A 13912-nucleotide genomic window follows, 5' to 3' on the forward strand; every position below is an offset into this window, starting at 1 on the left:
ATTTATTTAATGTAAATCAATCTGTAACGCGTTTGTTCTTTGTCATTCTCGGACAACCAGACGGACTGGGCATAGCCCGGCACCCATAAAATACGTCCCTCGTCATCAGTGACGATACAGGCGTTACGTCTTTCTTCATCCGGAATTTTTTTATCCACAAAAAGCCGGCTCACTTTTTTTGTGAATGGCTGATTTTTGTTCAATACTATCTTGTCGCCCGAATGCCGGGAACGTACCGTAAAAGGCATCAGCGCCGATTCGTCAGTGATTCCAACGCTCAGAGCCTCCAGCGGCAGTTCTTTTGAAACCGCATTATCGTTATGAAATAATCCTATTCTACCATGAGAAGGCAAGGTTACCCATCTATTTAGCTCCAATTGCTCAGAAAAATCGGAAAAATCGATCCTGACTGAATCGGGGGATAAGAAAGTAAGTTTATCATACCTTTTTCTGGCCTGCCACCCTCCCGCCAAAGATATTTGCTTTTGGGGAGACTGGTTTTCGATAAGATCCATGATGGCAGTCAGCTGGCTCCTGCGGAAGAGTTGCCCTGCCGGTATCAACCGCTCCGTCACAAAATGACTGAGCACGAGCCGTTGCAAGGAAACGTCACACGCTTGCCATCCGGTCAGATCCAATACCCAGTCCGCTTCAACCTTGTTGAACAACGAGCGAAACGCCTGGGAGACAACAGGTTGAACGACCCTCAACACATCCTGCAGATCTTCCGAAAAATCGCCGAAGTGCCTGGATGCTTGGTTGTTTTCCACCTTCAGTAGTGGAATGATGCTGTTTCGGTATCTGTTCCGCGTGAAAGTCAGCTCCGAATTGGTGCTGTCTTCCCGATAAGGGATCCCGGCTATTCCGCAAATCTGATAGAGCTCGTCTTTTTGGAACTGCAGCAATGGGCGGACGAGCTGCCCACGACCAAAAATGCGCGTCGCAGCGATTCCGGAGATGCCCTTCAGCGTGCTGCCCCTGACCAGGCGCATCAGGATCGTCTCCAGCTGATCATCCGCGTGATGTGCTGTCGCCAAGTGGGTCGCTGGCCATTTTTCCATCATATCAGCAAAGAAGGCATAGCGGAATTCCCTTGCTGCCATTTCCAGGTTTGACTTTGGGTGGCTTTCTTCTTTCCAGTGTTCGGCAAAAAAAGCGATTTTTTGGGTCTCACAGTAGTCTCTGACCATCCGGTATTCCTCGTCCGACTCTTCCCTGAGATGATGGTGGATATGCACCACCGCGAACTGTGGTTGCCATTCCGGCGGCAATTGTTGGACAAGCCCCAGCAACGCCATGGAATCCACACCGCCGGATACCGCCAAAAGCAAGCGGCTCTCATTATCCCAAAGTTGTTGGCGTCCCAACTCTTTGCATAGACGCAGAATATATTCCTGCATAACATCCCTGCTCTCTTTACTCGTAAAGCAAAAAAGAGGGTGCGACAATCGGTTTCCCTTTTGCCCAACCTCTAGAAATTACTGTTTTCTATCCACGTCTGCCGCCACGGCCGCCGCGTTTGCCTTCCGTATTGCGCTTGATGGAAGTCAGACGATCTTCGCTGTCCTTCAAGAAGCTGCTCATCAACGAGTCAAAGTCATTTTTCAGACCTTTGTCCTGATGGGCTGAGAAATCTTTTCTGCCTTTGGAAAAAGAGCCTTCTGGACGAGGAGTTGTACTTTTTTGATAAGGTCTGCTTTCTCGTTGAGGTCTGGAAACTTCCCCTGCTGGCTTGTCCACAGCTTTACGGATGGATAAACCGATCTTCCCATCATCCGCAATGGACATAACCTTAACGGTCACTTCATCGCCAACCTTCAAAACATCCTTTATTTCCTTTACAAAAGTATCAGAAATTTCACTAATATGAACTAATCCTGTCTTACCGCCACCTAAATCAATGAATGCACCAAAATTTGTAATCCCTGTAACTTTTCCTGATACTTTATTCCCAACTTCAATTGACATAAAAAAAAAGTTCCTCCTTCATTTTTGCTCAACTAATTATAACACGGATTATGCAGAAAAAAATAGAATCTTTATTCATTGCTGTATTCATGAATCAGAATCTGCCGCATTCTCTTGTTTCTCGGCCATTTTTGTCTGATTATCTTCAGGCAAACTGAAGATGATCTCGCCATCCTTGCTCAAGTAATATTTACCGCGCGCCAATTTGGCGATGTATTCATCATCCTGCAACAATTTGACTTCATAGGTCAATTGCGTATTTTCGTCCTCAGCCTGTTTTTTCTCTGTTTGGGCCAAAGCGATGGCTGCATCCAGATTACGGATTTCCAGCCAGTTGCCGACTGTTTTCCACAGGCACGGCACAATCAGGGCAGCGCCGAAGAAAAAGATCAGCGACAATCTTCTCATATGGGCTTTCTTCGCCCTCTGAAATATACGTTTCTGACTGTGCTGCGCCTTCGTGAAATCATTTTGCATGACGGTTACGTTGTCAGCTGTCTTTTTCTTGGTCTTTTCATTCACCCTGATCGCCTCCTTGAAAACTTCCACACCCACATTATCTCCGAATAGTTTTACTCATGTAAAAGTATAGAAGAAACAGCGCGGATTGTCCATGGCCTTTCGCATCATCAGAAGCGATTTTCTTCCGCTCTTGGTGCAACCGTTTCGCTGATGAGGGTATACATTTCCTGTGCTTCATCCTTCTTGGTCGTTTCCACAATTTTGTCGACGCGCACGACGACGGTCTTATTCCCGAATTGCAGCGTCATTTCATCGCCGGCTTTTACAGTCGAACTCGACTTCGCTTGCTTGCCGTTGATCAGGATGCGCCCCTTGTCCGCCACTTCTTTGGCTACTGATCTGCGTTTGATTAAGCGGGATACTTTCAAAAATTTATCTAGTCTCATCGGAATTCCCCTTTTCTTTTGCTTTTATCGCTTGCCACATTTTATCGATTTCCTCGATCGTATCAGCCTTCACCCCGTCAAAAACATGCGGATGGCGTCTGCGTAACTTTTTATTCAACGTTTCCAGGATATCCTCCATCGTGAAAAACCCTTCCCGCTCGCCGAATGAGGCGTGATAGAAAACCTGGAGCAGAATATCGCCCAACTCTTCGATCAGGTTATCGATATCATCGTTCTGAATCGCCTCGGCCACTTCTTCGCACTCTTCCTTCAGATAGGGCAACAGACTTTCATGTGTCTGCGATTGCACCCAAACATCTTTTTCTACGATGGCATCCATGTAGGTTTGGGTCAACTCAAAGCTTTTGGTTCGCTCATCTTTTTCAAGCGGCGGAACATACAAGGAGAGCAAGTTGTGCACGCCCTCTAGCCTGTCCATCTCGTACAACGGGCACCAGGTCACTTTCTGCATCTTTGTCCCTGCCGCATCGACCAAAGCCACTTGGTGCTCATCCGGATATTTCTCCATCAACTTCAATTTCACATCGCTGGCCACAAATTCATTGAAAACTTGCATGATGATCAGGTGATTGCCTAAGCTCAGCTGGTCCTGGTGGAAGGTCAACCCATCCAACAATTGGAAACCCTCGATCGGATCAATGGCTACCGCCTGAAAGAAATCGTCGATGAAACTCTTCCCTCCAACGATTTCCACTTCGATCCCCGCCTCGTTCTCCAGCAGATGCTTGACGGAATCCTCCGCAACCAACGGGTGTCCCGGCACTGCATAAATCAGATCCTGCGTTTTTGCTTTATCCAATAACTGATCTGCGATCTGACGGTATACGTCATCAAAATTATCCTTCGATTCATATATGTCATCAAAACTTTCAAACTGCACGCCTGCAGCCTTCAGATTTTCAACGACAGGATGCTCTTTGGTCCGCAGATGGACGAAATCAGCTGCCAGCAATCGACTGTATACGCCGTACGGCAGTTGTTCCAAATCTCCGGCTCCAAGCCCCATTATTTCAATTTTACCCATATATTTCTCCTTCTGGAAATCTTTCCTATTTTAAGCCGCTCGTTTTATCCGGCAATTTGCGCAGCAGTTTTTTCCCGAACGGAATGCTTATCCACTCCCGCAAAGTAAAGAGCCTCACTTTTAGAATATACCATAAGAATACGCCCACACCAGCACAAACCGTCACCGCAGCTATCACGGAATCCGTCAGCCGGCCTCCATCCGTGAAGAGATACCTTTCCAGACCGATCCGCAACGCCCATACCGTAACAAAAAGGACAACGCATCCAGCCAGCAGTTTGAGGAAAAAGTGATCCGTGAACCAGACATCCCGCAAGGCGCGTTCACTGTTCATCCAAAGCACCAACACCATGGCAGCCAAACCGGCTATCAAAGCAATGCTTGCCCCCATCGTCCCCAACCGTTCCACCAACAGCAGATTGCCGAAGAACTTGACCGCAAGACCCGCTGCCAGGGCAACCAAGGAAATCTTGTACTGACCCAGACTTTGCAGGATCGAATGATAGGCGGTCATGATTGAAGCCGCAAAAATGGCCAAAATATATACGGACAAAACCGCGATGCCTTCCCGGTCCCCGAAGAGCATGTTGTTGACATTAGGCAAAATAGCCAGCAACCCCGTCACCGCGGCTGCTGAAAAGACACTTGTCATCCTCAGCAAAGACACGGCGGATCGCGTAAATTCGCCTTGGCGATTTTGTGCATGCGCATGACTCATCATCGGAATGAAGCTGGCCGAAAACCCGGTCCCTACGACCATGCCCAGCTGCACAAGCGGTTGGCCACGGTCATAGATGCCCTTGACATTTTTTGCCAAATCACTGGCTGTACCGCCATCCAGCAAGCCGTTGTAGAGCGTAAACGAGTCGATGAGTTGGAACAGGACCAGGATAGCGCTGAGCAAGCAAATCGTCGCCCCTTCAGTCGCATAGCGGCGGATCAGGCGTCCCCATCGTGCGGCGGGCGCCTCCTGTTTCAGGTGTCGCCCATCAAGCGTTGGCGAATCATGATTCCGCCTTTCTTTGTAATAAGCGATCAATAGGATCAGGCTGCCCAGAACCGCACCTACAGTCGCGCCGCTCATGGCATTTGCGCCCATCGCATAGAGGTCACCTTTTGTTTTCGTGTACAGATAAGCCGCGAAAAGGATCGCCCCTACACGCACCAGTTGTTCCGACACCTGCGAAATCGCTGTCGGTTCCATGCGGTAGTTGCCTTGGAAGTACCCCCTCATCGTCGCCAGTATCGGCATCCACAAAAACATCCAGGATACCGACTGCAAAATGGGCTTCAACTCCGGGTCACCCATCAAGAGCGCCAGTTGACCGGAAAAGCCATAGATACCCATGAACAGGATGAAGCCAAAGACGCCAAGTATGATTAAGCTGCGCTTCAGCATCATTCTGCGGGTCCCGCTGTCCGGCGTTTCCGCAATCAGCTTCGAAAAAAATACCGGAAAACCCGATAAAGCGAAGGTCATACCGATGCCATAGATAGGATAAACCTGCTGATAAACGTAAAAACCTGTATTTCCCACCATGTTCTGAAATGGCACTCGGTACACCGCGCTGAGCACCTTGCTGATAAAAGCGGCCAAAGACAGCAACAACGCACCCTTCATCATCTGCTTCAAGCGATTATTTTCCATCGGTTGCTCCCGTTGTTTCGTCCGATTCGGCGACGCACGCTTTGACGAATGCATTGAGATGATTCAACCATTGGCGGTTCGGTAATTTCCCGATGACCAGACTGACACCCAATTTGGCATTATTCAAATTGATTTGGGCCTTCAACGGGATTTTGCTGAGGGCTTCAAACACTGCCGGCCCCTGCAAGCGGACTGTCGCTTCCTGTGAAAAGGTGATGACAATTGTTTCGCCTTGGCGTTTGATTGTTTCAATCTGGCTCTTTTCGGCATAATTTTTGATCAGACCAACCTCCAGCAGATCGGAAACCTCTTGCGGGTAATCGCCGAAGCGATCAATCAGATCCGCATCGATTTCATCGTAATCAGCCACGCCGTCGATGCGTTGGATCCGTTTGTAGAAGTCTATTTTCTGGCGCTCATCCTCGATATAATCGGCTGGTATGTACGCGTCGATGCTCAAGTCGATTTCAACGATTGAACGCTTCGTTTTCGCTTTCAGGCCACGTTTAGCCGCAACTGCCTCTCCCAGCATCTCGGAGTACAGATCGAATCCGACCGAGTCGATGAAGCCGTGTTGTTGCGCACCCAAAAGGTTCCCTGCTCCGCGGATGGACAAGTCACGCATGGCAATTTTGAATCCTGCACCCAGTTCCGTGAACTCCTTTATGGACTGCAGTCTTTTCTCGCTGACTTCAGTCAGCATTTTATTCGGCTGATACATCAAGTAGGCGTAGGCAATCCGATTCGTTCTGCCTACACGTCCTCGCAGTTGGTAGAGCTGCGACAATCCCATCCGGTCGGCATTTTCTATGAAGAGTGTGTTGACGTTTGGGATATCCACACCCGTTTCTATGATGGTTGTGGTGACAAGCACATCGTAGCGGCCTTCGATAAAATCCATAATGACATTCTCGAGCTGGACCTCGGTCATCTGGCCATGCGCCACTGCGACACGGACATCAGGTACGAGCTCGCGGATCTCTTCGGCTTTCTTCTCGATTGTTTCCACCCGATTGTAGAGGTAGAAGGCTTGACCTCCACGGGCCATTTCCCTTTCGATCGCATCCCGGACGGCTCCGTTATTCTGTTCCATGACATATGTCTGGACCGGATAACGGTTTGCCGGCGGCGTTTCGATGACAGAGAGATCTCTGACCCCCAGCATCGACATGTGCAGGGTACGCGGGATCGGAGTTGCCGTCAACGTCAAGACATCCACAGAGGCTTTCATCTGTTTCAAGCGCTCTTTGTGCTTCACACCGAAACGTTGCTCTTCGTCGACAACCAACAATCCCAAGTCAGCGAACACGACGTCCTTCGATAAGATCCGATGCGTGCCGATGACGATATCGACCGTGCCTTTCCGGATGCCGGCCAATGTTTCTTCCTGCTGTTTTTTCGTGCGGAAACGGCTCAGCAAACCTATTTCGAATGGGTACTCTTCAAACCGTTGCGTCAACGATTCATAGTGCTGCTGTGCCAAGATGGTCGTAGGGACAAGGAACGCTGCTTGCTTTCCTTCCTGCACAGCCTTGAAGATGGCGCGCATCGCCACTTCCGTTTTGCCGTATCCGACATCACCGACCAGCAATCGGTCCATCGGCTTGACGTTCTCCATGTCCGCTTTGATTTCAGCGGCACTGCGCAATTGATCATCGGTTTCTGTGTACGGGAAGGCATTTTCGAAGTCGAGTTGCTCCGGCGTATCGGGTTGATAGGCATAGCCTTTTTCGGATTCCCGGTTAGCGTAAAGTTCGATCAATTCATCGGCGATGTCTTCGATTTTCGAGGCGACTTTCTTTTTCGTTTTCGCCCATTCCGTCCCGCCCAACTTGTGCATTTTAGGCGTTTTGGCATCGGAGGACACGTACTTTTGAATCAAATGGATTTGCGTCACAGGAATGAATAATTTGGCGCCTTCCTGGTAAGCGATCGACATGTAATCCTGGTGGACACCACCGACCTCGATGGTTTCCATTCCCGTATAGAGGCCTATCCCGTGATTCACATGAACGACGTAATCACCAGGATTCAGTTCTGTGTAGCTCTTCAATCTCTCCGCATTCGTCATTTTTTGGCGGCGCGGTTGCTTCTTCGTTACTTTGTTGAAAAGTTCTTTTTCGGTGACGAACACGACTTTTTCCTGCGGCAATTCAAAACCGTTCGCCATTCCGCCGACCAGGATGTTCACTTTGTTCTCGATAAACGGATCGTTGCCTTTGATATAGCTATGGATGCCGAAATCAGCGAATATCCGCTGTACCTTTTCGGCACGTTCGGCAGAAGGGACCATCATGAATACCGTCATATGTTGCTTGAGCCAACGCTCCATTTCCAACTTGACTTGCGGCATCTGACTGAAGAAGTTGTTCAGCGTTCGGTATTGGAAAGGATAGACTCCGTGGAACCGCATATTTCCGAAGCCTCTGTGGAACAGTGCATAATAGATGCGGTGCTGTTTGGATTTTTTGATCACCTCGCGGATATCTGCGCTGAAATCCTGTGAAGGCAGACACACGCCTTCCGACACTTTGGCCATTTTCCATTCCGATGATTCGCTTTCGATTGTCCTTTCCACCTCAAGGATGCGACTGTAATCGTCCACGATCAGCAGCGCGTCTTCGGCGATATAGTCCAAAACCGTAGGCTGTTCCGGATAGACCAAGCTTGTGTACAGTTGCGGATCCCTCGATAGTTCGCCGCGCTTCATGTTGTCCGTCAGCTCGGAGAAGATACGTGTCATACTTTCTTTGACTTCTTGATTCTTGATGCCTTTGATGGCCTTTCCAGCTTTTTTCTCTACCGCGCCGGCCTGTTTCGCAATCTCCTCTTTCGTGAAGATGGTGTCATGCGCCGGCAAAATCCGGACGGTTTCGATGGATGCGCTGGACTTTTGGCTATAGGCATCAAAGTAGCGCAATGTATCGATTTCGGTATCGAAAAGTTCCAAACGCAGTGGGTTCTCTTCGTTCAGGGCATAGATGTCGATGATGCCTCCGCGTATACTGAACTCCCCTGGGCTGGCAACCATCCGTTCACGGGTATAGCCCATTGCGACCAATTTTTCAGGCAGGCTTTCCAGGTCCAACTCCATGCCGATGGAAAAATCAAGACAATGCGTTTCCCAGATTGAAGCTGGAGAGAGGATTTTTTTGAATCCGGCAGCCGGAATCACGACGATCCCTTTTTTGCCGCTCTTCAGAAAATCCAACGTTTCGACCCGTTGGCTTCGGTATTCCGGTGATGAAAAAGCCAGTTCCGCCGCGACCGATTCCTCCACAGGGAAAATATGGATGGGAACTTCGGGTGCGATTTGACTGATGTCCTCATACACTTGGGTCGCTTGGAGCAGATTGGGGGTCAAGACGATGACCGGCTTCTGCAATTCTTCGAACAGGATATTCGTCAACAGATTGCGGCCTGATCCGGAAAGCCCAGCTACCAACTGCGGTAGTTCTGAAGTGATTTCAGACAACACTGTCTGTATATTTTTCGTGCTTTTTAAATATTTCTCTATTTCTTTCATGAATATTCTCCTCGTTCATGGTATGTTCTGCGGAAAAAGGTTATCGCTTTCATCTTGATTCAGCTATGCAGGCTGTGCGGCAGACACAAAAGAGGTCCAGCTGAAGCTGAACCTAACCTTTTTTATTGAATTGATTCATTGTCTCCAAAAAATTGTTCCCTTTGATGAAATGGTCGATCGCCTCGACACTATCCCGTACTGAGTGCAACATTTCGGCGTGCTCGTCCTTTGGAAAAGGGCTCAACACGTGCTGAATGACAGTCATATTATGTTGGGGCCGTCCTACTCCGATGCGGATCCGATTGAAATCCTGTGTCCCTAAGTGCTGGATCAAACTTTTGATGCCATTATGTCCGCCAGCTCCACCTTTTTGGCGAAGTCTAATTTTGCCTACCGGCATATCCATATCATCGTACACGACAACCAGATCTTCGATCGGAATGCTGTAGTAGTCCATCAACGGTCTTACCGCTCTTCCGGAATCATTCATGAAAGTCAACGGTTTGACGAATAAAACTTTTTCACCGTTTACGGTCGTTTCTATGTACAAGGCTTCAAATTTATTTTTATTGTATTTCTCTTTATTCTGAAAAGCCCATTCATCCAAAGCAATAAAGCCGACATTGTGCTTCGTGTCGGTATACTTAGGACCTGGGTTCCCCAATCCAACGATCATTTTCATTTATATTCCCCTATTGTTTCCAGTCATAGTTATGTTTGCAAGAGCAAGTGTGTGCTTTTCTGCTCTATTACGCCAAAAAAGGCCGCACGGATATCATCCGCACAGTTTGCTTTCGAACAGTATACCACAATCATCGGAGAATCGTAAGAAATCGGATTGGGACCCGCAAAAAATATTGTGAACAAAATCGCAACTCCCCATTGAAAACAACAGCGTTTTATTTTATAATATCTTTATATAATATTTCACAGGTTGTTCACTGTCTATCACATTCGCGCAATCTTCGCTGATTCTGAAAATCTTTGCCGAGCGGGATAGGCCCAAAGAGTAATCACCTTTGTTTAGTGTTATAATAGAATCAGCAAATAGCGAGAGGAGCATTATAATGGCAGAATTGAGTGGAAATACAGGACAAAAAGTTATTTTAGTCGGTGACGGCGCTGTAGGGTCAAGTTATGCGTTCGCATTGGTTACACAAAATATTGGTCATGAGTTGGGTATCATTGATATAAACAAAGCAAAAACAGAGGGAGACGCCATCGATCTTTCCCACGCTTTAGCTTATACTTCACCCAAGAAAATCTATGCAGCATCATACGCAGATTGCCACGACGCTGATATCGTTGTATTGACTGCAGGAGCTGCTCAAAAACCTGGTGAAACACGTCTCGATTTAGTAAGCAAAAACTTGCGCATCTTCAAGTCAATCATCGGAGAAATCATGGCTAGCGGTTTCGACGGCATTTTCTTGGTAGCATCCAATCCAGTGGATGTGCTCACTTATGCGACTTGGAAATTTTCAGGACTTCCTGCTAACCGCGTCATCGGTTCCGGCACTTCACTGGACAGCGCTCGCTTCCGTCAAAGCATCTCTGCGCTTGTAGGCGTAGATGCCCGTAACGTTCACGCCTATATCTTAGGGGAACACGGCGACACAGAATTCCCTGTATGGTCCCACGCTAATGTTGGCGGCCTGCAAATTTACGAATGGGTGAAACAAACTTCAGCTGTTGATGAACAAGCTTTAGTCGATGTCTTCTTCAAAGTGCGCGATGCCGCATATGAAATCATCGAGAAAAAAGGAGCGACTTTCTATGGTATCGCCGTAGCCTTAGCCCGTATCACAAAAGCAATCCTGAATGACGAAAATGCGATCATGCCTTTATCCGTCTATCTGGATGGGGAATATAACCACAAAGATATCTTCATCGGCGTGCCGGCAGTCATCAACCGTGCCGGTATCCGCAACATCATCGAAATTCCTTTATCTGATGCAGAACAGGAAAAAATGGATCTATCCGCTAACACATTGAAAAAAGTGTTGGAAGAAGGATTCGCCAGCCTGGAAGCAGACGCAAAATAATCGTATCCGATTTCAAACACCCGCCAGTCCCTTTTTGGGACTGGCGGGTGTTTTTTTATTTTGGTTTGTTGCGGGTTTCGGTGATGTGGGGTTTGGTTTTTTAGGGGCTGTTGGGGGTTGGGGGCTCGAAAACATGGATTCTTTTGAGTTATTCATGTTTTCCAGCCGCATTACGAAGCTACAACCGCAGCTCCAAACAAAAAAAGCCCTCCAAGGGAGGACTTTTTTTGTCTAACGGATTTTTAGTCGATGATTACGAATTTTTCTTGGAACAACGGGCTTACTGAGCGGTTTTCGTGGATACGTTTGATTGCTTCAGCAATCAATTGTGACACGGAAACCATTACGATTTTATCGCTGACTTTGTCAGCAGGGATATTGATCGAGTCAGTAACGATCAATTCTTTGATTACGGAGTTGTTGATGCGGTCCATGGCTGGACCTGACAATACAGCATGTGTGCAGCAAGCATAGACATCCAACGCGCCTGCATCTTGCAGTGCTTGGGCAGCCAATGTGATTGTTCCGGCAGTGTCGATCATGTCGTCGATCAGGATACATTTTTTACCTTCGACATTACCGATGATGTTCATTACTTCAGCAACGTTCGCTTTCGGTCTTCTCTTGTCGATGATGGCAATCGGAGCTTTGATGAATTCAGCCAGTTTGCGGGCTCTTGTCACGCCACCGTGATCAGGCGAAACAACGACTACGTCATCATGCAAGACTTCATGATCCAAGAAGTAGCTTGCCAACAACGGAGCCCCCAATAAATGATCAACCGGGATATCGAAGAAACCTTGGATTTGAGGAGCATGCATATCAAGTGTCAACAATCTGTCAGCGCCAGCATTGGTGATCATGTTCGCCACCAGTTTCGCTGTGATCGGTTCACGTGATTGCGCTTTGCGGTCTTGGCGTGCATAACCATAATAAGGCAACACGATGTTGATTGTTTTGGCACTTGCGCGCTTCAAAGCATCGATCATGATCAAAAGTTCCATCAAGTGGTCGTTTACCGGAGAGCTTGTTGATTGGATGACGTAAACGTGGCAACCGCGGATACTTTCGTCGATGTTGATTTTGATTTCCCCATCGCTGAATTGGGATGAAGAAAGGGTTCCTAACTCGACACCAACGTCAGCCGCAATTTTCTCAGCCAAAGGGCGATTTGAACTTAAGGAAAAAATCTTAAGTTTTGGATCTTTGTAATGTTCTGTCATGATAATCCTCCGTTAATCTTTTGTTTTTACCAAATTAAACACATACTGATATTGTATTTTCAAAATCATTCTACCATACATGTATAAGGTTTTGCTTTTATTTTTTAGCTGGCGGCAATTTTTCCCAATAGCCGGGTTTGTTCTCCTGGCGGCTGCGGGCGATGCCCATCGCGCCTTCAGGCACATCTTTGGTGATGGTCGAACCTGCAGCCAGGAATGTGTTGGCCTCTACGTTGACAGGCGCCACAATGTTCACGTTGCAACCGATGAATGTATTGTCGCCGATGCTGGAACGGTGTTTGTGCTTGCCGTCATAATTCACGAAGACAGTGCCGCAACCGACGTTGATATTTTTACCGAGATCCGCGTCTCCCACATAAGTCAGATGTCCGACTTTTGTGTCTTCGTTCAATACCGCATTCTTCACTTCCACAAAATTTCCGATGTGGACGCGTTTTCCGATGTGGCTGTTCGGTCTCAGGTGGCTGAACGGACCGATGTTGCTGTCCGATTCCATCACGGAGTCCTCCAGATTTGAACTTCTGATTTGGACACGGTCACCGATCGTTGTGTTGCTCAGTTCTGAGCCTGATCCGATGAAACAATCTTCCCCGATGATTGTTTTCCCTTTCAGGAATACGTTCGGTTCAATGACTGTATCACTTCCGATGATCACATCCGCCTCGATGTAGGTAGCATCCGGGTCGATCAAAGTAACACCATTGCGCATATGTTTTTCATTGATGCGTCTCTTCATGTAGACGGAGGCTTCAGCCAACGCCACACGATCGTTCACGCCCAAAGCTTCGCCCATGTCGCTCATCTGGTAAGCCGTAACGATTTCGCCTTGGTTCTTCAGGATTTCGATGACATCCGGCAGGTAATACTCGCCTTGCGCATTGTTGTTGCCTACTGATTGCAGCGCGGCAAACAAAAACTTGTTATCGAACGCATACGTGCCTGTATTGATTTCCTGCACAAGCACTTCTTCCGGAGAAGCGTCTTTTTGTTCCACAATTTTTTCTACGTTATCTGACGCATTTCTGATGATGCGGCCATAGCCGTTCGGATCAGCAGCATGCGCTGTCAGGATAGTTGCTTTCGCTTTTTTCTCTTCATGGTATTGCAACAAGGATTCCAACGTCTCTGCAGTCAAGAGCGGTGTATCTCCGCAGATGACCAACGTAGTGCCCTCTTCGTTCTCCAGCACAGCTTGCGCTTGCAGGACAGCGTGCCCTGTTCCCAATTGTTGCGCCTGCAATACATATTCCGAACGATCCCCCAAGCATCCTTTAACAGTATCCGCACCGTGCCCTACAATTGTCACTACCTTTTCAATGCCAGCAGCCTCTACTTGATCCACGACGTGCTCTACCATTGGTTTTCCGCAAACTGCATGCAGTACTTTATAAAGCTTACTTTTCATGCGCGTTCCTTGACCAGCAGCAAGTATGATTGCAAAACGATTAGCCATAAGCAACTCCTATCTTTTCATTTTATTCCTTCAACTAAATTATCTTAGCCTAAAAACTTGCTTTTTTCAATATGA

Annotated in this window: 11 protein-coding genes; 1 reads left to right on the forward strand and 10 read right to left on the reverse strand. The window is 47.8% G+C overall.

The features are described from left to right. Window positions 1–2 precede the first annotated feature (2 nt). The 8 genes from tilS to pth form a co-directional block, all read right to left on the reverse strand. Window positions 3–1400, reverse strand: a complete 1398-nt coding sequence (gene tilS / locus ACKPBX_RS04475) for a tRNA lysidine(34) synthetase TilS (protein WP_319996107.1) — start codon at window positions 1398–1400, stop codon at window positions 3–5. Between the two features lie 88 nt (window positions 1401–1488). After that, complete coding sequence (locus tag ACKPBX_RS04480; RefSeq protein ID WP_068559014.1) at window positions 1489–1968, reverse strand: S1 domain-containing RNA-binding protein; 480 nt, start codon at window positions 1966–1968, stop codon at window positions 1489–1491. A gap of 87 nt (window positions 1969–2055) precedes the next feature. Next, window positions 2056–2490: an FtsB family cell division protein gene (locus ACKPBX_RS04485; RefSeq protein WP_319996108.1), complete on the reverse strand. Its 435-nt coding sequence runs from the start codon at window positions 2488–2490 to the stop codon at window positions 2056–2058. A gap of 107 nt (window positions 2491–2597) precedes the next feature. Next, window positions 2598–2876: an RNA-binding S4 domain-containing protein gene (locus tag ACKPBX_RS04490; protein WP_086626896.1), complete on the reverse strand. Its 279-nt coding sequence runs from the start codon at window positions 2874–2876 to the stop codon at window positions 2598–2600. After that, window positions 2863–3921 (reverse strand): MazG nucleotide pyrophosphohydrolase domain-containing protein, encoded by a 1059-nt coding sequence (locus tag ACKPBX_RS04495; RefSeq protein WP_319996109.1) that lies wholly within the window; start codon window positions 3919–3921, stop codon window positions 2863–2865. The genes ACKPBX_RS04490 and ACKPBX_RS04495 overlap by 14 nt, the downstream gene beginning before the upstream one ends. Window positions 3922–3946: 25 nt before the next feature. After that, on the reverse strand, window positions 3947–5569 hold the full coding sequence (locus ACKPBX_RS04500) for a putative polysaccharide biosynthesis protein (protein WP_319996110.1): 1623 nt from the start codon (window positions 5567–5569) through the stop codon (window positions 3947–3949). Then, complete coding sequence (mfd, locus tag ACKPBX_RS04505) at window positions 5559–9095, reverse strand: transcription-repair coupling factor (protein WP_319996111.1); 3537 nt, start codon at window positions 9093–9095, stop codon at window positions 5559–5561. The genes ACKPBX_RS04500 and mfd overlap by 11 nt, the downstream gene beginning before the upstream one ends. Window positions 9096–9207: 112 nt before the next feature. After that, on the reverse strand, window positions 9208–9777 hold the full coding sequence (pth, locus tag ACKPBX_RS04510) for an aminoacyl-tRNA hydrolase (protein WP_319996112.1): 570 nt from the start codon (window positions 9775–9777) through the stop codon (window positions 9208–9210). A gap of 385 nt (window positions 9778–10162) precedes the next feature. Between pth and ACKPBX_RS04515 the strand changes: the two genes are divergently transcribed. Further along, window positions 10163–11140: an L-lactate dehydrogenase gene (locus ACKPBX_RS04515; RefSeq protein ID WP_086626891.1), complete on the forward strand. Its 978-nt coding sequence runs from the start codon at window positions 10163–10165 to the stop codon at window positions 11138–11140. A 242-nt stretch (window positions 11141–11382) separates the two neighbouring features. Here ACKPBX_RS04515 and ACKPBX_RS04520 read toward each other — a convergent pair whose 3' ends face one another. Further along, window positions 11383–12363 (reverse strand): ribose-phosphate diphosphokinase, encoded by a 981-nt coding sequence (locus ACKPBX_RS04520; RefSeq protein WP_086626890.1) that lies wholly within the window; start codon window positions 12361–12363, stop codon window positions 11383–11385. Between the two features lie 97 nt (window positions 12364–12460). Continuing rightward, window positions 12461–13837 carry a bifunctional UDP-N-acetylglucosamine diphosphorylase/glucosamine-1-phosphate N-acetyltransferase GlmU gene (gene glmU / locus ACKPBX_RS04525; protein WP_140185367.1) on the reverse strand — a complete coding sequence of 459 codons (1377 nt, stop codon included), beginning with the start codon at window positions 13835–13837 and terminating at the stop codon, window positions 12461–12463. Between the last annotated feature and the right edge of the window lie 75 nt (window positions 13838–13912).

This window comes from Trichococcus shcherbakoviae (genome assembly GCF_963666195.1).
GTDB classification, from domain to species: Bacteria; Bacillota; Bacilli; order Lactobacillales; family Aerococcaceae; genus Trichococcus; species Trichococcus shcherbakoviae.